Origin of the sequence: Geodermatophilus obscurus (assembly GCF_900115395.1) — a bacterium.
Classification (GTDB): Bacteria; Actinomycetota; Actinomycetes; order Mycobacteriales; family Geodermatophilaceae; genus Geodermatophilus; species Geodermatophilus obscurus_B.
This window is the reverse complement of the sequence record NZ_FOWE01000005.1, coordinates 305,197-324,076: the sequence shown is the minus strand read 5'-3', so window position 1 is coordinate 324,076 and position 18,880 is coordinate 305,197. Positions and strand designations below refer to the sequence as shown.

21 protein-coding genes are annotated in these 18,880 nt (G+C 73.4%); 15 read left to right on the top strand and 6 right to left on the bottom strand.

Annotated features, from left to right (window positions below; all coding sequences use genetic code 11):
- Positions 1–77 precede the first annotated feature (77 nt).
- From ctaE to qcrB, 4 genes are read left to right on the top strand one after another with little or no spacing between them, the layout of a single operon-like run.
- Positions 78–692 carry an aa3-type cytochrome oxidase subunit III gene (gene ctaE / locus BM165_RS12165; protein WP_075013895.1) on the top strand — a complete coding sequence of 205 codons (615 nt, stop codon included), beginning with the start codon at positions 78–80 and terminating at the stop codon, positions 690–692.
- Positions 693–699: 7 nt separating this feature from the next.
- The gene (gene qcrC, locus BM165_RS26085) at positions 700–1,578 is read left to right on the top strand and encodes a cytochrome bc1 complex diheme cytochrome c subunit (RefSeq protein WP_075013790.1); all 879 of its coding nucleotides are present in this window, start codon (positions 700–702) and stop codon (positions 1,576–1,578) included.
- On the top strand, positions 1,575–2,687 hold the full coding sequence (qcrA, locus tag BM165_RS12155; RefSeq protein ID WP_083427279.1) for a cytochrome bc1 complex Rieske iron-sulfur subunit: 1,113 nt from the start codon (positions 1,575–1,577) through the stop codon (positions 2,685–2,687). The genes qcrC and qcrA overlap by 4 nt, the downstream gene beginning before the upstream one ends.
- Positions 2,687–4,423, top strand: coding sequence for a cytochrome bc1 complex cytochrome b subunit (gene qcrB / locus BM165_RS12150; protein WP_075013789.1), 1,737 nt, complete (start codon positions 2,687–2,689; stop codon positions 4,421–4,423). Before qcrA ends, qcrB begins: the two co-directional genes overlap by 1 nt.
- A gap of 806 nt (positions 4,424–5,229) precedes the next feature.
- On the opposite strand, the gene BM165_RS12145 is transcribed toward qcrB, so the two are convergent.
- Entirely contained in the window at positions 5,230–5,634 is a 405-nt protein-coding gene (locus BM165_RS12145; RefSeq protein ID WP_075013788.1) for a cytochrome c oxidase subunit 4, read from the bottom strand.
- Positions 5,635–5,685: 51 nt separating this feature from the next.
- Positions 5,686–6,558: an aa3-type cytochrome oxidase subunit II gene (ctaC, locus tag BM165_RS12140; protein ID WP_075013787.1), complete on the bottom strand. Its 873-nt coding sequence runs from the start codon at positions 6,556–6,558 to the stop codon at positions 5,686–5,688.
- A 264-nt stretch (positions 6,559–6,822) separates the two neighbouring features.
- Here ctaC and BM165_RS12135 point away from each other — a divergent pair, with 264 nt between their 5' ends.
- The 3 genes from BM165_RS12135 to asnB are packed head-to-tail and all read left to right on the top strand — an operon-like array spanning position 6,823 to position 9,541.
- A complete protein-coding gene (locus tag BM165_RS12135; RefSeq protein ID WP_075013786.1) occupies positions 6,823–7,188 on the top strand; it encodes a metalloprotease in 366 nt (121 codons plus the stop codon).
- Complete coding sequence (locus BM165_RS12130; RefSeq protein ID WP_075013785.1) at positions 7,178–7,552, top strand: DUF3817 domain-containing protein; 375 nt, start codon at positions 7,178–7,180, stop codon at positions 7,550–7,552. The genes BM165_RS12135 and BM165_RS12130 overlap by 11 nt, the downstream gene beginning before the upstream one ends.
- A gap of 54 nt (positions 7,553–7,606) precedes the next feature.
- Positions 7,607–9,541, top strand: coding sequence for an asparagine synthase (glutamine-hydrolyzing) (gene asnB / locus BM165_RS12125; protein ID WP_075013784.1), 1,935 nt, complete (start codon positions 7,607–7,609; stop codon positions 9,539–9,541).
- 82 nt (positions 9,542–9,623) lie between these two features.
- Here the strand turns inward: asnB and BM165_RS12120 are convergent, their stop codons facing one another.
- Positions 9,624–9,980 carry a HesB/IscA family protein gene (locus BM165_RS12120; protein WP_075013783.1) on the bottom strand — a complete coding sequence of 119 codons (357 nt, stop codon included), beginning with the start codon at positions 9,978–9,980 and terminating at the stop codon, positions 9,624–9,626.
- A 141-nt stretch (positions 9,981–10,121) separates the two neighbouring features.
- Here BM165_RS12120 and BM165_RS12115 point away from each other — a divergent pair, with 141 nt between their 5' ends.
- Complete coding sequence (locus BM165_RS12115) at positions 10,122–10,730, top strand: DUF3043 domain-containing protein (protein WP_075013782.1); 609 nt, start codon at positions 10,122–10,124, stop codon at positions 10,728–10,730.
- 43 nt (positions 10,731–10,773) lie between these two features.
- Here the strand turns inward: BM165_RS12115 and BM165_RS12110 are convergent, their stop codons facing one another.
- Positions 10,774–11,616, bottom strand: coding sequence for an alpha/beta fold hydrolase (locus BM165_RS12110; RefSeq protein ID WP_075013781.1), 843 nt, complete (start codon positions 11,614–11,616; stop codon positions 10,774–10,776).
- A gap of 66 nt (positions 11,617–11,682) precedes the next feature.
- Between BM165_RS12110 and BM165_RS12105 the strand changes: the two genes are divergently transcribed.
- Both BM165_RS12105 and BM165_RS12100 read left to right on the top strand, forming a co-directional pair.
- Complete coding sequence (locus tag BM165_RS12105; protein ID WP_143108140.1) at positions 11,683–12,246, top strand: TetR/AcrR family transcriptional regulator; 564 nt, start codon at positions 11,683–11,685, stop codon at positions 12,244–12,246.
- A 35-nt stretch (positions 12,247–12,281) separates the two neighbouring features.
- Complete coding sequence (locus tag BM165_RS12100) at positions 12,282–13,265, top strand: aldo/keto reductase family protein (RefSeq protein WP_075013779.1); 984 nt, start codon at positions 12,282–12,284, stop codon at positions 13,263–13,265.
- Between the two features lie 76 nt (positions 13,266–13,341).
- On the opposite strand, the gene BM165_RS12095 is transcribed toward BM165_RS12100, so the two are convergent.
- Positions 13,342–13,554, bottom strand: coding sequence for a hypothetical protein (locus BM165_RS12095; protein ID WP_075013893.1), 213 nt, complete (start codon positions 13,552–13,554; stop codon positions 13,342–13,344).
- 114 nt (positions 13,555–13,668) lie between these two features.
- Here BM165_RS12095 and BM165_RS12090 point away from each other — a divergent pair, with 114 nt between their 5' ends.
- From BM165_RS12090 to BM165_RS12075, 4 genes are read left to right on the top strand one after another with little or no spacing between them, the layout of a single operon-like run.
- Entirely contained in the window at positions 13,669–14,109 is a 441-nt protein-coding gene (locus tag BM165_RS12090) for a phage holin family protein (RefSeq protein ID WP_075013778.1), read from the top strand.
- On the top strand, positions 14,106–14,618 hold the full coding sequence (locus BM165_RS12085) for a DUF3618 domain-containing protein (RefSeq protein ID WP_075013777.1): 513 nt from the start codon (positions 14,106–14,108) through the stop codon (positions 14,616–14,618). The genes BM165_RS12090 and BM165_RS12085 overlap by 4 nt, the downstream gene beginning before the upstream one ends.
- Positions 14,615–14,890, top strand: a complete 276-nt coding sequence (locus BM165_RS12080) for a DUF4235 domain-containing protein (protein ID WP_075013776.1) — start codon at positions 14,615–14,617, stop codon at positions 14,888–14,890. Before BM165_RS12085 ends, BM165_RS12080 begins: the two co-directional genes overlap by 4 nt.
- Before the next feature lie 49 nt (positions 14,891–14,939).
- Complete coding sequence (locus tag BM165_RS12075) at positions 14,940–16,076, top strand: YihY/virulence factor BrkB family protein (protein WP_075013775.1); 1,137 nt, start codon at positions 14,940–14,942, stop codon at positions 16,074–16,076.
- A gap of 90 nt (positions 16,077–16,166) precedes the next feature.
- On the opposite strand, the gene gcvT is transcribed toward BM165_RS12075, so the two are convergent.
- Positions 16,167–17,276, bottom strand: a complete 1,110-nt coding sequence (gene gcvT, locus BM165_RS12070) for a glycine cleavage system aminomethyltransferase GcvT (protein ID WP_075013774.1) — start codon at positions 17,274–17,276, stop codon at positions 16,167–16,169.
- Positions 17,277–17,366: 90 nt separating this feature from the next.
- Between gcvT and BM165_RS12065 the strand changes: the two genes are divergently transcribed.
- Complete coding sequence (locus tag BM165_RS12065) at positions 17,367–18,878, top strand: leucyl aminopeptidase (RefSeq protein ID WP_075013773.1); 1,512 nt, start codon at positions 17,367–17,369, stop codon at positions 18,876–18,878.
- The last annotated feature ends 2 nt before the right edge of the window (positions 18,879–18,880 follow it).

Genomic DNA, 18,880 nt, shown 5'->3' with positions numbered 1-18,880 from the left:
TCGGCCCGGTCACGGTGCGGGCACGCCGTGCCACCCGCGGACGGTGCGCGTCGGCGGCCGGTGCCATGATGGGTGTCGTGACAACGGCTCCCGTGGCGAGCAGCACCTTCGACACCTCGCGGGTGCACTCCCTGACCCGACCGAACATGGTCAGCGTCGGCACCATCATCTGGCTCTCCAGCGAGCTGATGTTCTTCGCCGGGCTGTTCGCCATGTACTTCACCGCGCGGGCCCGCGCGACCGACGGCTGGCCGCCGGAACCGACCGAGCTGAACCTGCCGTACGCCCTCTTCTTCACGCTGGTGCTGGTGGCCTCGTCGGTCACCTGCCAGATCGGCGTCTTCGCGGCGGAGAGCGGCAACGTCTACGGCCTGCGCCGGTGGTTCACGATCACCTTCGTCATGGGCCTGGTGTTCGTGCTCGCCCAGGCGAACGAGTACCGGGTCCTGGTGACCGAGCACGGCACCACCATCTCGAGCTCGACCTACGGCTCGGTCTTCTACCTGACGACCGGCTTCCACGCGCTGCACGTCATCGGCGGCCTGGTGGCCTTCGTCTACGTGCTCATCCGGTCCACCATGGGCCGGTTCACGCCCGCACAGGCGACCTCGGCGATCGTGGTCTCCTACTACTGGCACTTCGTCGACGTCGTGTGGGTCGGGCTCTTCGCCACGATCTACCTGATCCGCTAGGGAACCGGTGTCCACCACGAACCCGCAGTCCGACACCCAGCTCGACGAGGGCGCACGCCGGTCCCGCTGGTCGCGCCGCCCCGCCGAGGGCACCCCGGCCGCCGCGGCCCGTGCCCGGCGCCGCTCCAAGCAGCGCCGCCGCCTGGCCAACGTGGCCGGCCTCATGGCCGGCCTCGTCCTCACCGGCGCCCTGTACTCCACGCTCGCGCCGGGGGCCCAGGCCGCCCCGGAGGGCAGCGAGTCCAGCGCCGAGGCCGCCGGCCGCGAGCTGTACGAGCGCAGCTGCATCAGCTGCCACGGCGAGAACCTCGAGGGCGTGCCCAACCGCGGCCCGTCGCTCATCGGTGTCGGCGAGGCCTCCGTGTACTTCCAGGTGCACACCGGCCGCATGCCGCTGGTCCGCCAGCAGGCCCAGGGCCCCGACAAGCCGGCGATCTTCTCCGACGAGGAGATCGACCAGCTCATGGCCTACGTGCAGGCCAACGGCGGCGGCCCGGTGCTGCCGTCGGGCGACCTGCGCGACGGCGACCTCGCGGCCGGCGGCGAGCTGTTCCGGCTCAACTGCTCGTCCTGCCACAACTTCGTCGGCGAGGGCGGCGCGCTCTCCTCGGGCAAGTACGCCCCCAGCCTCGAGGACTCCAACGACCTCGAGATCTACGCGGCCATGCTGAGCGGGCCGGAGAACATGCCGGTCTTCGGTGACAACCAGCTCACCCCCGAGGACAAGCGGGCGATCATCAACTACGTGCAGACGATCACCGACATGCCCGACCCGGGCGGTGCCGGTATCGGCCGCATCGGGCCGGTGAGCGAGGGCCTGGTCATCTGGGTCGTCGGCGTCGCCGCCCTGCTGTTCGGGATCTTCTGGATGGGGAGCAAGGCGTGACCACGCACGACACCCGCCCCGGCTCCACCGGGGGCGCCGATACGCCCGGCCCGCTGTACGGCGGCCCGGACGACGACTACACCCCCGAGCAGCTCGCCGCGCTCCCCCCCGAGGAGCTCGACCGGCTCGGGGCCCGCTACGACGGCGTGGAGATCCTGCACGTCGAGCCCGGTCCCGAGCCCGGCTCGCCGATGGAGAAGCGCGCGGTGCGCCAGGTCGGGCTCCTGTTCGCCCTGGCCGGCCTGTCCGCCTTCGCCTTCTGCGTCGTCTACGCCGGGGCCGGCTGGTTCCTGCCCGACTGGCAGTGGGAGCTGGGCAGCAGCACCTTCAGCACCCTCTACACCCCGCTGCTGGGCCTGTTCATGGCCCTGGCCTTCACCTTCTTCGGCATCGGCCTGGTGCTCTACACCAAGAAGCTGCTCCCCCACGAGACGGCGGTCCAGGACAAGCACGACGGGTCGCACTTCGACCGCGTCACGACCGGCGCCACCCTCATCGGCGGCCTGCACAACTCCGGCCTGAAGCGCCGCAAGCTGCTCACCCGCTCGCTGGTGTTCATGGGCGGTGGCCTCGGCCTCATGTTGGTGGCCCCGCTCGGCGGCCTCATCAAGAACCCGAACCGCGGGAACCCGCTGGGCACCACCGAGTGGGCCGAGGGCGTCCGCCTCGTCCGCGACGACGGCACCCCGATCCGCCCCGGCGACCAGGTCCCGGGCTCGCTGGAGACCGTCTTCCCGGCCGTGCCCGGCGGCAACCACCTGTCCGACGCGGCCACCATGCTCATCCGGCTGCGCCCCGCGCAGCAGGCCGAGGCCGTGCCGCGGGCGGGCCAGGAGGACTTCGGCTACGGCGACTACGTCGCCTACTCCAAGATCTGCACGCACGCCGGCTGCCCGGTGTCGCTGTACGAGCAGGAGACCAGCCGGATCCTGTGCCCCTGCCACCAGTCGCAGTTCGACGTCACGCAGGGCGCCAAGCCCATCTTCGGCCCCGCCACCCGCTCCTTGCCGCAGCTGCCGATCACAGTCGACGACGAGGGCTTCTTCGTGGCGCGCAGCGACTACATTGAGGCCGTGGGTCCCACCTACTGGAACCGGGAGCGCATCTGATGGCTCGCACCGCCACGGCGCCGGGAGCGCCGAAGACGCTCGCGGGCCGGGCCGCTCTCGAGGTCGACGACCGGCTCATCGTCGCCGGCCCGCTCCGCCGGACGCTGAACAAGGTCTTCCCCGACCACTGGTCGTTCCTGCTCGGGGAGATCGCGCTCTACTCGTTCGTCATCCTGCTGCTGACCGGCACGTACCTGACGTTCTTCTTCCAGGCGTCGATGACCGAGGTCACCTACGACGGCTCGTACGCGCCGCTGCGGGGCGTCGACATGTCGATCGCCTACGCGTCGACGCTCGACCTCTCCTTCGACGTCCGCGGCGGTCTGCTCATCCGGCAGATCCACCACTGGGCGGCGCTGCTGTTCGTAGCTTCGATCATCGTGCACATGCTGCGGATCTTCTTCACCGGCGCCTTCCGGCGCCCGCGGGAGACCAACTGGCTCATCGGTGTCGCACTGCTGGTGCTGGCGCTGGTGGAGGGCATGACCGGCTACACGATGCCCGACGACCTGCTCTCGGGCACCGGGCTTCGCATCATCAGCGCGATCATCCTGTCGATCCCGGTGATCGGCACCTGGGCGCACTGGGCGGTGTTCGGCGGCGACTTCGTCGGCGACCTGATCATCGGCCGGTTCTACATCGTGCACGTGCTGCTCATCCCGGCGATCATCCTGGGGCTGATCGCGGTGCACCTGCTGATCCTGGTCAAGCAGAAGCACACCCAGTTCCCCGGCCCCGGCCGGACCGAGCACAACGTCGTGGGCAGCCGCCTCTTCCCGACCTTCGCGGGCAAGGCGACCGGCCTGCTGCTCGTGGTCTTCGGCGTCTGCGCAGCCCTCGGCGGCCTGGTGCAGATCAACCCGGTGTGGCTGTGGGGCCCGTACAACCCCGCGCAGGTGTCCGCCGCGTCGCAGCCCGACTGGTACGTCATGTTCCTCGACGGGTCGACGCGCCTGTTCCCGGCGTGGGACATCTACCTGCCCGGCAACTACAACATCCCCGCGCTGTTCTGGCCGACCCTCGTCCTGCCCGGCATCCTGTTCACGCTCCTGGCGCTCTACCCGTTCATCGAGCGCAAGCTGACCGGCGACACCGCGTCGCACCACCTGCTCCAGCGGCCGCGCGACGTGCCGGTGCGTACCTCGCTGGGCGTCATGGCGCTCGCCTTCTACGTGGTGCTGCTCCTCTCGGGCGGCAACGACGTCATCGCCGACAAGTTCGACATCAGCCTCAACGCGATGACCTGGATCGGCCGCATCGGCCTGATCATCCTGCCGCCGATCGCCTATGTGATCACCTACCGGATCTGCCTGGGTCTCCAGCAGCACGACCGCGAGGTGCTCGAGCACGGCATCGAGACCGGCGTCATCCGCCGGCTGCCGCACGGTGAGTTCATCGAGGTGCACCAGCCGCTCGGCCCGGTCGACGAGCACGGCCACGGCGCGCTCGCCTACGGCGGCGCTCCGGTGCCCAAGAAGATGAACCAGGTCGGTGGCGCGCGCCGCGCCATCCGCGGGTTCTTCTCGCCCATCGAAGAGCCGGCCGCGGTCCAGCTCGAGCAGGCCGGCGAGGAGCGGGGCCTGGCCTCGACCGACCCGCAGCGGGAGCTCACCTCCAGCGGTCGTCCGGCCGAGGGTGGCCGGCCCTCCGAGGGTGGCCGGCCCTCCGAGGGTGGACGCCCCTCCGAGGGTGGACGCCCCTCCGAGGGTGGCCGGCCGCAGGAGCCGCGCGACTAGCACGTCCCAGCACCCCAGCAGGGCCCCGGTGGATCACCACCGGGGCCCTGCTGCTTGCGTGGCCGCTGGTCGGCCCGGGGTCCGGCGTGATGGCGGCACAGGGGGCCCGGGCCGCCTGCGCGGTCCGTGCCGGCCCGCGGACCAGCGGGCGCCGCCCGGACGGCCCGCTCCTCCGCGGCCTCCGCCGTGCGCCCCCGCCGCCAGGGCCCCGTGCGACTCCCTGCCCGGGGCCGGCCGCAGTGGCGGTCCTCGGTGACGGGATCGACACCGGTTGCCGTCGATCGAGCGGGAGGCCCTGGGCGGCTCGGCACCGGCCGCAGGGAGCGCGCCACCGGGGACGTCCCGGGCGACGGCCACTCGGACCGTCGCCGGGCAGCCCAGGGCTCGCTCGCACCGCCGGCACCCGCCGGTGGGCGCAGGCCACCCGCCAGGGCACGCGACACGGCAGGCAGCCACTCAGCGGGCCCCTGAGGGCTCCCGTGCGTCCTCCCGAGGCCCTGCGGCCGTGTGCCGACCGGGGCCGTACGAACCGGGGGCCATACGAACCGGGGGCCATACCAACCGGGGCCCTACGAACCGGGCCCCTGCGAACCCGACAGGCTCCGCCCCGTGGACGCAGGGAGCCCCCGGCCGGCGCCGTCACCCGACCGCAGGCGCCCGCGAAGCGGAGCGGGACACAGGACCGGCCGGCGTCCCGCGCCGCTCCCCGGCGGTGGGCGCGGGCGGCGCCGCGGCTGCCAAGGGCAGGAACGCACGAGGGCCCTCCCCCGCGGTGCGGGAGAGGGCCCTCGTGGGCAGCCGGTGTGTCAGCTGGACTGCGCGTTCTGCCCCACGTAGTACTCGAACAGCAGGCCACCGATGGTGATGAGCAGGGCGACCCCACCGAGCGCGATCAGCCAGTAGTACCAGAACGCCATCCCGAGGCCGGTGGTGGCGGCAGCGAGCGCGATGGCGAAGGGCCAGTAGCTGGCCGGGCTGAAGAAGCCCAGCTCACCGGCTCCTTCGGCGATCTCGGCGTCCTTGCGGTCCTCCGGACGGGCGTCGATGCGCCGGGAGACGAACCAGAAGAAGCCACCGATCAGCCCGGTCAGGCCACCCGAGAGGACCAGGGCGGTCGTACCGATCGGCTCGCGCGACCAGATGCCGTACACCGCGGCAGCGACGATGCAGAAGACCGCGATGAGGTTGAAGATGAGCGCCTCGACCTTCACGGTCGTCCTCCCTGCGCAGCGTCGGTGGGGTGGTCGATGAGGCCGTCCACGTCAGTTGGCTGCCTGCTGGTAGTACCCGTCGCCCACGCGGAACGGGCGGGTCGTGGTGGCCTCGCCGTCCTGGCCGATCGACTCCAGGGCCTCGCGGGTGTTCTGCCCGCCCTCGCGGGCGTCGAGGTACGCCTCGTAGTCGTCGCCGCTGACCACGCGGACCTCGAAGTTCATGTAGGCGTGGTAGGTCCCGCACAGCTCGGCGCAGCGGCCGACGTAGGCGCCCTCCTGGTTGGCGCGCACCTCGAAGACGTTGTCCCGGCCGTTCTCGTTGCCCGGGATGACGTCGAGCTTGAAGAGGAACTCCGGCACCCAGAAGGAGTGGATGACGTCGGCCGAGGCGACCTCGAAGCGGACGTCCTGGTCGACCGGCATGACCAGGATCGGGATCTCGTCGGTGGAGCCGACGGTGTTGACCGGCTCGCCGTCGTCGCCGGTGGTCTCCGGGTACACGAACTGCCAGTTCCACTTGAACGCGTTGACGGCGATCGTGGTGTCGGGCTCGTCGCTGCGCTCCTGGACGTCGTTCTGGACGACGACGGTGAAGAAGAACAGGGCGGCGATGATGAGGAACGGGAAGATCGAGTAGGCGATCTCCAGCGGGAGGTTGTACGCCGTCTGCCGCGGCAGCTCGTCGCCCTTCTTCCGGTGGAAGATCACCGACCAGATGATCAGGCCCCACACGATGAAGCCGACGATGAGCGCCGCGATCACCGAGCCGGTCCACAGCTGGCGGACCCCCACCGACTGCTCGGTCACGCCCTCCGGGAAGCCGAACCGCCAGAACTCGTTGTTCAGGTCGCACCCGGAGAGGACCAGCACCCCCAGGAGACCGAGCGCGGCGACCCGCGCGAGCCTGCTGCCTCGAGCCACTGCTCGCTGCCTCCTCGTCCTCCGTCCGGGAACCGGACGGCTCTGCGGCGCGGCCGCCGGCGGGCGCCCCGCCACGGCCTTCACGCCAGACCACAGTCTGGACCGAGACTAACCGACCGCGCGCGGCGGCCGACGCCGGGAGACGGGGCACCGGCGGGTCGGACGGGACCGCGACACCGCTGGTGACGAGGCCCACCCCCGGGACCCGGCCCGGACCCCCTCGCGGCCGCCGCCGCGCCGTCCCGGACGGTTAGAGTCGGAGGCGTGTGGACGCGGCTCCTGACCCCCCGGTGGGTCCTGCTGCACCTGCTGGTCGCCGCCCTGTTCGTCGCCACGTTCTTCCTCGGCTACTGGCAGCTCACCAAGGCCGAGAACGGCGGCGGGGCGGTCAACTGGAGCTACGCCCTGCAGTGGCCGCTCTACGGCGTCATGGGCTTGTGGTTCTACGTGCGCATGGTGCGCGAGGAGCTGCACCGCGACCCTGACGAGGACGAGCCCGGCAACGCCGTCGTCCTGTACCAGCGGCCGCGGATCGACACCAGTGGCGACCCCGAGCTGGCCGCCTACAACGCCTACCTGGCAGAGCTGAACGAGCGCGCCCTCGGGCAGCGGAGCACCGGTGGCCGCTGAGCAGACGGCGCCGTCGTCCCGGCTCCCCCGGGCGCTGGCCCGCCGCGTCGGCAGGGACGTCCCCGCCGCCCTGACGCGCTACCGCGTCATGGCCTGGGTCGTCGGCGTCCTCCTGGCCGTGCTGTTCCTCGTCGCCGTCCCGCTCAAGTACGCCGCCGATCTCGAGGGCCCCGTCGCCGTCATCGGCACCGCCCACGGCTGGCTCTACGCGGTCTTCTTCCTCACCGCGTGCGACCTCGCCCTGCGCGCCCGCTGGACGCTCCGCGGGACGGTCCTCATCCTCGTGGCGGGCACGGTGCCGCTCCTGTCGTTCGTCGCCGAGCGGATCGCCACCCGCAAGACCCGCGCCGGCGAGCGCGTCTGACCCCGTCCCGGCCTGCCGCCGGGACCCGTTCCGACACCCCGGAGACCTGCGCCCATGTGCGGCCTGCTGGCCTACCTGTCCACCGACGCGCCCCGGGTGGCCGACACCCACGTCGACGACGTCCGCGAGGCGCTGCACTGCCTGCACCACCGCGGTCCCGACGACACCGCCGTGTGGTCCGACGACAACGTCGTCCTCGGCTTCAACCGGCTGTCGATCATCGACGTCGAGGGGAGCCCGCAGCCCCTCCCCTACGCCGGTGACCGCTACCGGATCCTCTTCAACGGCGAGATCTACAACTACGTCGAGCTGCGCGAGGAGCTCGCCGCGGCGGGCGCGCAGCTGGCCACGCACGGCGACACCGAGACGATCGTCGCGGGCTACCACCTGTGGGGCCAGGACGTCGTCCGGCGGCTGCGCGGGATGTTCTCCTTCGTCATCTGGGACACCCACACCCGGACCGCGTTCGGCGCGCGCGACCCCTTCGGCATCAAGCCGCTGTTCGTCGCGCGCCTGGCCGACGGCGGGCTGGTGTTCAGCTCCGAGAAGAAGGCGGTGCTGCAGTTGCTCGGCGGCAGCGCGGCGGCCGGTGGTGTCGACGCGGCCTCGCTGCAGCACTACCTGACGCTGCAGTACGTGCCCGAGCCCGCGACCCTGCACCGCGGCATCCGCCGGATCGAGAGCGGCACCAGCTTCACCGTCGTCGACGGCGAGCTGGCCACCGCGCGCTACTTCCACCCGGCGTGGACGCCGCGGCCGGTACCGGCCGGCGGTGAGCAGGAGTTCTACGACCGCATCGCCGACGTCCTCGACGAGTCGGTGGCCAAGCACATGCGCGCCGACGTCACGGTCGGCTCGTTCCTCTCCAGCGGCATCGACTCCACCGCCATCGCCGCGCTCGCGCACCGCTACAACCCCGACCTGATGACCTTCACGGTCGGGTTCCAGCGGCAGGCGCAGTCGGAGATCGAGATCGCCGCGGAGTCGGCGTCGATCCTCGGGGTGAAGCATGTGCCGGTCGAGGTGAGCGCCGAGGAGTTCGCGGCGGCCATCCCCGAGGTCGTCTGGTACCTCGACGACCCGGTCGCCGACCCCGCGCTCGTGCCGCTGTACTTCGTCGCCCGCGAGGCGCGCAAGCACGTGAAGGTGGTGCTCTCCGGCGAGGGCGCCGACGAGCTGTTCGGCGGCTACACCATCTACCGCGAGCCGATCAGCCTGGCGTGGGCATCGACGCTGCCCACGGCCGGCCGGCGGGCGATGGCCCGCATCGCCGACCTGCTGCCCGAGGGCGTACGCGGCCAGGACCTGCTGCGTCGCGCCTCCGTCCCGCTCGAGCAGCGGTACTACGGCAACGCCCGCAACCTCCGCGACGACGAGCTCGCCGCGCTGCTGCCCGGCCGCGACCCGGACCTCTCGCACGTCGCGGTCACCGAGGCGCTGTACCGGCAGACCCGCGAGGCGGGCTACGACGACGTGACGGCGATGCAGTACGTCGACCTGTTCACCTGGCTGCGCGGCGACATCCTGGTCAAGGCCGACAAGATGACCATGGCCAACTCCCTCGAGCTGCGGGTGCCGTTCCTCGACCCCGAGGTGTTCGCCGTCGCCAGCTCCATCCCGGTCGAGCAGCGGGTGCCGCGCCGCGGGGACGCGACCAAGTACGCGCTGCGCCAGGCGATGCGCCAGATCGTGCCGCCGCGGATCATGAACCGGCGCAAGCTCGGCTTCCCCGTGCCGACGGCGGACTTCCTCGCCGGCCCGCTGCACGACTGGGCCCGCGACGTCGTCACCCAGAGCCAGACGCAGCAGTGGCTCGACCGCGACGTCGTCCTCGGGCTGCTCGACCGGCTGCGCGCCGAGGAGGTGCCGAGCAAGCGGATCGCCCGTCAGCTGTGGTCGGTGCTGGTCTTCATGGTGTGGCACGGGATCTTCGTCGAGGACCGGATCGTCGTCGACGTCCCGGAGACGGTGTACCCGGTCAGGCTGTGAGGACGCGGACGGCCCGGCTCCCTCGGGAGCCGGGCGGTCCGGTGACGCGCGGTCCTCTGCCCGGGGGCAGAGGGGCCCTTCGTCAGCTGAAGGAGTCGCCGCACGCGCAGGAGCCCTGCGCGTTGGGGTTGTCGATCGTGAAGCCCTGCTTCTCGATGGTGTCGACGAAGTCGATCACCGCGCCGCCCAGGTACGGGCCGCTCATCCGGTCGACGATGACCTCGACGCCACCGAACTCGTAGGTCTGGTCGCCGTCGAGGAACCGCTCGTCGAAGAAGAGCTGGTAGCGCAGACCGGAGCAGCCACCGGGCTGGACGGCGATGCGCAGACGCAGGTCGTCGCGGCCCTCCTGGTCCAGCAGCGCCTTGACCTTCGAGGCTGCCGGGTCGCTGAGCAGCACGCCGGTGCTGCCGGGGGTCTCGGTGTCCTGCACCGTCATGTTCTGTCCTCCCACATCCGAGGGCGTCCGTTGCGGCACTCCCTGCTGCTGCCAACACCGCCGTGGCGGAGCCTGTTCCACTGTACGGCGCGCGCCGCGGACCGTCGGCCCCGTGCGCACGCGCACGTAGACTCCTCGACCGTGAAGCTCCGCCTGCCCGGGCGCCGGGACCGCGCCGAGACCGCCCCGGACCCCGCCGCCGTCAGCGAGCCGCAGCTGGTGAAGGCCGGCGGCAAGGGCCGGCCCACGCCGAAGCGGACCGAGGCCCAGGGTCGCCGTCCCGGTCCCCCGCCGCCGCCTCCGACCACCCGCAAGGAGGCCTACCGGCGGATGCGGGAGCAGCAGGCGCTGCGCCGCACCGAGACCCGCGCCGGCATGTCGCGCGGCGAGGACGACTACCTGCCCGCGCGTGACCGCGGCCCGGTGCGGCGGCTGGTGCGCGACATCGTCGACTCCCGCCGCAACCTCGGCAGCTACTTCCTGCCCGTCGCGACGCTGGTCCTGGCCGGGTACTTCATCCCGAACCCGGCGGTGCAGAGCTACACCGTCTTCGTCTGGTTCGTGTACTTCCTGCTGATCATCGTCGACTCGGTTCTCCTGGGCCGGCGGATCAAGCGGACCGTGGCCGAGCGCTTCCCCGACCAGCCGCACCGGATGCGGGGGCTGGTCTGGTACGGCGCCAGCCGGGCCACGATGATCCGCCGCTGGCGGTTCCCCAAGCCCGCGGTGGCGCTCGGCACCCGGGTCTGACGCCCGGCGTCCGGCGCCCGACGGCCGGGGTCGCCGGGCCCGGTCAGGCCACCGCGGCGCCGGCGACCGCGCGCACGGCCCGGGCGACGGCGTCCGGGCGGTCCCACGGCACGAAGGTCAGCGCGTCGTCGAGCCAGGTGACCTCCGTGCCGAGGACCCGGGCCAGCCGCTCGGCGTCCCGGGGCGGGAAGACGCGGTCCCGCCGGCCCCACACGACCGCGGCGGGGACGCCGAGCCGCTCCAGCGCCGGGACCGCCGCGAGCAGCGGGTCCGGGCGCACGGCCGCGATCAGCGCCGTGAGGTCGGCCCGCACGGCGGGGTCGGTGCGCGCCGGACCCAGCAGGTCGGCGACCAGCGGCCGGCCGAAGCCGCGCACGGTGAAGAGGTTGAGCCTGCCCGGCTCGGCCAGCAGCCGGGGGACGCCGAAGACGCGCAGCAGGACCCGTCCGGCGCCGGGCAGCCGGACGACGCGCGGCAGCGGGCGCAGCAGCGGAGGCGGGAAGTGCTCGAAGGCGTCGCAGCCGGCGAGCACCAGCCCCGCGACCCGCTCCGGCGCGGCGGCCGCGGCCAGCTGGACCAGCGCTCCCCCGGTGTCGTTGCCGACCAGCACCGCGGTGGGCGCGTCGACGCCGTCCAGGACGTCCAGCAGCGCACCGGCCGCGTGCTCCGGAGTGAGCACCGACCGGTCGGGCACCGCCTGCCGGTGCGCACCCAGGGGCAGGTCGGGGACGACGACCCGCACGTCCTCCGGCAGTGCGTCCACCACGCCGTCCCACAGCCGCCCGTCCAGGAGCAGCCCGTGCACCAGGAGCACCACCGGTCCTCCCCTGCCCGTCTGCCGCACGCGGACCGGTCCGACCCGGGTCGGCACCGTCGTCTCCTGCATGGCCGTCTCCTCCTCGCGGGGGTGGTGTAGCAGTCGCTACACCACGGCGAATGTAGCGTGTGCTACATGAGTGCGGCAAGGGACTCGGGGCAACGCGCGGCCCATCTGGCCGGCGCGGTGGAACACGTCCTGCGCGAGGGCGTCGCGACGCTCTCCCTGCGTCCGCTGGCCGCGGCGCTCGGCACCAGTGACCGGATGCTCCTGTACTACTTCGGCACCCGGGACGAGCTCCTGACCGCCGTCCTCGACGCGGTGGGCGAGCAGCTGCAGACCGGGCTGACCGCCGCGCTCCCGGACGGCCCCGTCCCGCCGGGCCGGCTCCTGCCCGCGCTGTGGGCCTCCCTCGAGGACTCCGGCGCCGCCGCGCCCGTCCGCCTCTACCTGGAGGTGTCCGGGCTCGCCGCACGCGGCCGGCAGCCCTTCGCCGACCTGGCACGGCGGGTGGCGGAGGACTGGCTGTCGTGGGTGGGCCCCCGCCTGGACGTGCCCGACCACGAGCGGGCGGCGGCCGCCGCGGGCCTGCTGGCGGCCCTCGACGGCGTGCTCCTGGTCGACGCCGTGGCCGGGCGCGAGCGCGCCCGCGCAGCGGCCGGCTGGCTGGGGGCACGGCTGGGCCGGGACGACTCCTGAGCAGGTGGGGCGCGCCCCGGCTAGCGTCGGGCTCCGTGGAGTACCGACGCCTCGGCCGTTCCGGCCTGACCATCTCCGAGATCGCCTACGGCAACTGGCTCACCCACGGTGGCCAGGTCGAGGAGGACGCCGCGCTGGCCTGCGTGCACGCGTCCCTCGACGCCGGGATCACGACGTTCGATACCGCCGACGTCTACGCCGGCACCCGGGCGGAGGCCGTGCTCGGCCGCGCACTGGCCGGGCAGCGCCGCGAGGGCCTGGAGATCTTCACCAAGGTCTACTGGCCCACCGGCCCCGGGCCCAACGACCGCGGCCTCGGGCGCAAGCACGTCACCGAGAGCTGCGAGGCCTCGCTGCGGCGCCTGCAGACCGACCACATCGACCTCTACCAGGCCCACCGCTACGACGAGACGGTGCCGCTGGAGGAGACGATGACCGCCTTCGCCGACCTGGTGCGGGCCGGCAAGGTCCTCTACGTCGGCGTCTCGGAGTGGCGGGCCGAGGAGATCGCGGCGGGCGCCGCGCTCGCCCGCGACCTCGGCATCCAGCTGATCAGCAACCAGCCGCAGTACTCCATGCTGTGGCGCGTCATCGAGGACGAGGTCGTGCCCACGTCGCAGCGCGAGGGCGTCTCGCAGATCGTCTGGTCCCCGATCGCGCAGGGCGTGCTCACCGGCAAGTACCGCCCGGGCGAGCAGCCCCCGGCCGGCAGCCGCGCCACCGACCCCGAGGCCGGGCGCTTCATCCGCCGGTTCATGACCGACGACGTCCTGACCCGCGTGCAGGACCTGCGGCCGGTCGCCGACGACCTCGGCCTGTCGATGGCCCAGCTCGCCGTCGCGTGGGTGCTGCAGAACGAGAACGTCGCCGCGGCGATCATCGGCGCCACCCGTCCCGAGCAGGTGCACGACAACGTGAAGGCGGCTGGCGTGCGGCTCGAGGCCGACGTCCTCGCGCGCATCGACGAGGTGCTCGGCGACGTCGTGGAGCGCGACCCCGCGAAGACCGCCCGGGGGTGAACGTCGGGTAGAGGGTGAGGTGACCCCGCTGCCGGGTCCCGCCGCGAGCGGTGGGACCCGGCAGCGGGGCCCGTCCTCAGGCGGGGGCCAGGCCCATGGGCCCGTAGGCCTTCCGGTCGCCCTCGAAGAGGCTCACGGTGGCGACGCCGCGGCCGAGCAGGTCGCGCCAGTTCTCGCCCAGCCAGGACTCGGCGTCGCCCTGGTTGTCCGCCCCCGGCACCTCGACGCCGAGGGTCGCCGGGTCGATGGTCGCGCCGTCGGGGTCCTCGAGCCGCCAGGTCCAGGTCATGGCGCCGAGGCTAGTGACGTCCGGCCGTGACCGGCACGTGATCGCCGCGCGGGTGTCGGGAGCGACCGGGAGGGGCATGGGAGTCCCCGACCCTTCCTGTCCCCCGGAGGACCGATGACCGTGCCGTCCGCGGGTGGCGCCTCGCGCGCCACCCCACCACCCCCGTCGACCGACGACACCTCGACCGGCCAGCTGATCAGCCAGCTGACCGAGCAGGTCTCCCGCCTGGTGCGTGACGAGGCCCGGCTGGCACAGGCCGAGATGACACAGAAGGCCAAGCGCCTGGGCGTCGGTGCCGGCCTGTTCGGCGGCGCCGGCCTGTTCGGCTTCCTGGGCCTGTGCGTGCTCGTCGCCACCGCCGTCCTGGCTCTCGACCTCGTCCTGCCGGCTTGGCTCGCGGCGCTGATCGTGGCCGTCGTGCTCTTCGCCGTCGCCGGCGTCCTCGCGCTGATCGGCAAGAAGGACGTGCAGCAGGGCACCCCGCCGGTGCCGACCGAGGCCATCGCCAGCACCAAGGCCGACATCGCGACCGTCAAGGAGAGTGCGCGCCGATGAGCACCCCGTCCGGTACCTCACGACCCGACGGGTCCGACGCCGCGGCCTCGGGTCCGACCGACCCCGACGCCATCAAGGCCGAGATCGAGGCCACCCGCGAGCAGCTCGGTCGCACCGTCGACGAGCTCAGCCACCGCCTCGACGTCCCCGCGCGGGCCAAGGAGGGCGCGGCCCGCGCCAAGGACACCGCCGTCGAGACCTACCGCGAGAGCCCGCCGGCCGTCGTCGGCGCCGGTGCCGCGGTCGCCGGCCTGCTGGGGCTGCTCGTCTGGCGCCGCCGCCGCAAGCGGCGCCGTGCGGCCGCCACCTCGACCGGGGCCGGTGCGGCGCTGGCGCAGGCCCGCGCGGAGACCCGCCGTGCGCGGGCGGAGGCCGAGCGGGAGGCCAAGCGGGCGCGCCGCGCCGCCGCTCGGGACGCCAAGCGCCAGGCCGCCGTCAAGAACGCCAAGCGGCAGGCGCGGAAGACCCGGAAGCGGACCGAGCGGACCGTGAGGAAGGCGCGCCGATGAGCAGCAAGGGCGCCAAGCTGGCGTACCGCCCGTTCGGCCTGGGTGCCGGCATCCTCGCCGGTGTCGTCTCCGGAGCGGTCTTCAAGCAGGTCTGGAAGCGCGTCTCCGGGGAGGACGACGCCCCGGACGCGCTGCAGAGCGAGTACAAGATGCGCGAGGTCGTGCTGGCCGCGGCGATCCAGGGCGCGCTGTTCGCCGCGACCAAGGCCACGATCGACCGGCTCGGCGCGCGCGGGTTCACCAAGCTGACGGGGAGCTGGCCGGGCGACTGACGCCACGGCCGCACGGGGACACCGAGGAACACCCAGGGGGAGGCCGGACATGGCCGGTACGAGGCAACGGGACAGCGCCGTCGACCGGATCCGGGAGCGGGTCGAGGAGAAGGCGGCCCGGCGGGCGGCCGCCAAGGCGGCCGAGAGCCGCGCCGCCCGCGGTGAGGGACCGGCCGATCCCGGACGGGTCCCGCCCGGCGGGCCCGGCCACGACGAGCTGCCCGGCGTGCACGCCGAGAACCCGACACAGATCCCGGCCCGGGGCTGGAAGCAGATCGTCAAGCGGGCCTGGGCAGAGCACAACGCCGACAACATGCCGATCATCGCCGGCGGGGTGGCGTTCTTCGCCTTCCTCGCGATCTTCCCCGCGCTGATCGCGACCATCTCCATCTACGGACTCGTCGCCTCTCCGGAGACCGTCGCCCGGCAGGTGGAGAGCCTGTCCGCCCAGCTGCCCGCGAGCGCCGCCGACCTGATCGGCGACCAGCTGACCGCCATCACGCAGAACAGTGGCGGTGCGCTGTCGATCAGCCTGGCGATCTCGGTCCTGGGTGCGCTGTGGTCGGCGTCGGGCGGCACCGGGAACGTCATCACGGCGGTGAACATCGCCTACGACGAGGTCGAGACGCGGTCCTTCGTCAAGCGCAAGGCGCTGGCTCTGGGGCTCACCCTGGGCGCGATCGTCTTCATCCTGGTCACCTTCACGCTGGTCGCGGTGATGCCCGCGGTGCTCGACACGCTGCCCCTCGGCGTGGTCGGCACGGTCCTGGCCCAGGTATTCCGGTGGGTGCTGCTGCTCGGGGTCTTCGCCGGGTCCCTCGCGGTGGTCTACCGCGTCGCGCCCGACCGCGACGCCCCGCAGCTGAAGTGGGTCAGCCTCGGCGCGATCGTCGTCACCGTCATCTGGGCGCTGGTCAGCGTCGGCTTCAGCTTCTACGTGGACAACTTCGGGTCCTACGACAAGACCTACGGCGCCATCGCCGGCGTCATCGTCCTCATGCTGTGGCTGTATGTGACCTGCTACCTGGTGCTCTTCGGCGCCGAGATCAACTCCGAGGCCGAGCACCAGACGGCGGAGGACACCACCGAGGGGCCCGCCGTGCCGATGGGGCAGCGCAACGCCACCATGGCCGACGAGCTGCCCGACCCGCCCGAGCCGACCAAGGAGACCGCCAAGAAGGCCTGACGACGGACCCCGTCTCCCCGTCCCCCGCGGGCCCGGGACGGGCCGGCGGGACCTCGCACCAGGGCCACCCCGCCGGAGTCGGACGTCGGCTCAGCGGACGTGCGAGGGGACGAACGGCGGGCGGACCACCTCGACCGGCTGCGGCCGGCCGCGCACGTCGACGGCGAGGGTGGCACCCTCGGCCGGCTCCGCGGCGGTGTCGAGGAGGGCCAGCGCGATGCCCGTGCGCAGGGTCGGCGAGAAGGTGCCGCTGGTGACCTCGCCGACCCGCTCGCCGGCCGCGTCGAGGACGGCCATGCCCGGGCGCGGGATGCCGCGGCCGGGGGCGCGCAGCCCCCACAGCAGGCGGGCCGGACCGGCCTCGCGCTCGGCCAGCAGGGCGTCGCGGCCCCAGAACGCGGGCTTGCGCCAGCCCACCGCCCATCCGCTGCGGGCCTGGTTCGGGGTGATCGACCGCGAGAGCTCGTGCCCGTGGAGCGGGTACCCCATCTCGGTGCGCAGCGTGTCGCGCGCGCCGAGGCCGCACGGGCGGATGCCCTCGGCCGCCCCGGCCTCCAGCAGCCGGTCCCAGAGGTCGCCGGCCCGGTCGGCGGCGACGAGCAGCTCGTAGCCGTGCTCGCCGGTGTACCCCGTCCGGCAGACGGTGACCTCCTGCCCCTCCCCACCGGCGAAGGCCATGTAGCCGAGGTCGGCGGCCAGTCCGGCGGCGGCCAGGACGGCGGCCGACCGGGGTCCCTGCACCGCCAGGACGGCGACCTCCCCGTGCCGGTCGGTGACCGTGACCGCGGGCGGCGCCGCGTCGGCCAGCCGGGCGAGCACCTCGCGCGCGTTCGCGGCGTTGGGCACCAGCAGGACGTCGTCGTCGCCGTGCAGGTAGACGATCAGGTCGTCGACGACGCCTCCGGCGTCGGCCTCCCCGTCGGGGACGCAGCACAGCGTGTACTGCGCCCGGCCGGGCCCGATGCGGGCCAGGTCGTTGGTGAGGGAGGCGTCGACGAGCGCCGCGGCACCCGGGCCGCGGACGGTGCCGGTGCCGAGGTGGGAGACGTCGAAGAGGCCGACCGTCTCCCGCACGGCGGCGTGCTCGGCGAGGACACCGCCGCCCGCGTACTCGATGGGCATCGACCACCCGCCGAAGTCGGCCAGCTTGGCGCCGGCCGCGACGTGCCGGTCGTGCAGGGGTGAGGTGCGCGCGGTCACCCCCGCACCGTAACGACGGCCGCCCGGCGGCTCCTTCGCCGTCCTCAGGACCGGCAGGACCGGCCGGACCGGCCCCCCTAGGATCGAGCGGTGCCGCCGACGATCACCGCCACCGACCGCCCGCTCGAGAAGACCCCCGCCGACGCCGTCGTCGTCGGCATCGGGAAGGGCGCCACCGGCCCGCTGCCCACGCCCGGCGCCGAGGCCGTCGACCGGCTGCTCGGCGGCCGGCTGCTGCCCGCGCTCGCCGCCCTCGGGGCCCGCGGTTCCGAGGACGAGGTCACCCGCGTGGCGAGTCTCGGCCAGGGGCCGTTCCCGGTCGTGGCGGCCGTCGGACTCGGCGCACCCGGGCCGACCGGTGGCTACTCCGCCGAGGCGGTGCGCCGCGCGGCCGGCGCGGCCAGCCGTGCGCTCACCGGGCGCTCCTCCGTGGTGACCCTGCTGGCCGCCGTCGGCGGCGCTCCCGACGCCGAGCGCCTGCACGCCGTGGGCGAGGGTGCGCTGCTGGGGGCCTACGAGTTCACCGCCTACCGCTCCGACCTGCCCGCCGACCGGCCCACGCCGCCCCGCGAGTTCACGGTGGTCGTCCCCGACGCCGGGGCCGCCAAGGCGCCGCTGACCCGCGTGCGCGCGGTGGCCGAGGCGGTCACCCTCGTCCGCGACCTGGTCAACACACCGCCCAACGACCTGTACCCCGCCGAGCTGGCCGCACGCGGGGCGGCGGCGGGCAAGGCCGCCGGGCTGTCGGTCGAGGTCCTCGGCGAGGCCGAGCTGGCCGCCGGCGGCTACGGCGGCGTCCTCGCCGTCGGCGGCGGGTCGGCGCGCGGTCCCCGGCTGCTGCGGCTCACCTACAACGGCAAGAAGGCGCAGAAGCGGATCGCGCTGGTCGGCAAGGGCATCACCTTCGACAGCGGCGGCCTGTCGATCAAGCCCGCCGCCAACATGCACCACATGACCAGCGACATGGCCGGCGCCGCCGCCGTGATCGCCACCGTCTGCCTGGTCGCCCGGCTCGGCCTGCCGGTCGAGGTGACCGCCACCGTGCCGATCGCGGAGAACCTGCCCAGCGGCACCGCCTACCGGCCCGCCGACGTGGTCACCTTTCGCAACGGCAAGAAGGCCGAGATCACCAACACCGACGCCGAGGGCCGTGTCGTCCTCGCCGACGCCATCGCACGGGCCGCCGAGGACTCCCCCGACGTCCTGCTGGAGACCTCGACGCTGACCGGCGCGCAGCTCGTCGCCCTGGGGTCGCGCACCGCCGGCGTCATGGGCAGCGACGACCTGCGCGACGCCGTCGTCGCCGCCAGCCGGCGCAGCGGCGAGCCGATGTGGCCGATGCCCATGCCCGAGGAGCTGCGCCGCGGCATCGACTCGCCGATCGCCGACTTCGTCAACGCCAACGCCGACCGCATGGGCGGGATGCTCGTCGGGGCGCACTTCCTCGCCGAGTTCGTGCCCGCCGGGCTGCCGTGGGCGCACATCGACATCGCCGGCCCGAGCTACAACACCGGCGCGCCGTGGGGGTACACGCCCAAGGGCGGCACCGGCGTCCCGGTGCGCACGCTGCTGGCCACGATCGAGGGCCTCGTCGCGCGCTGAAC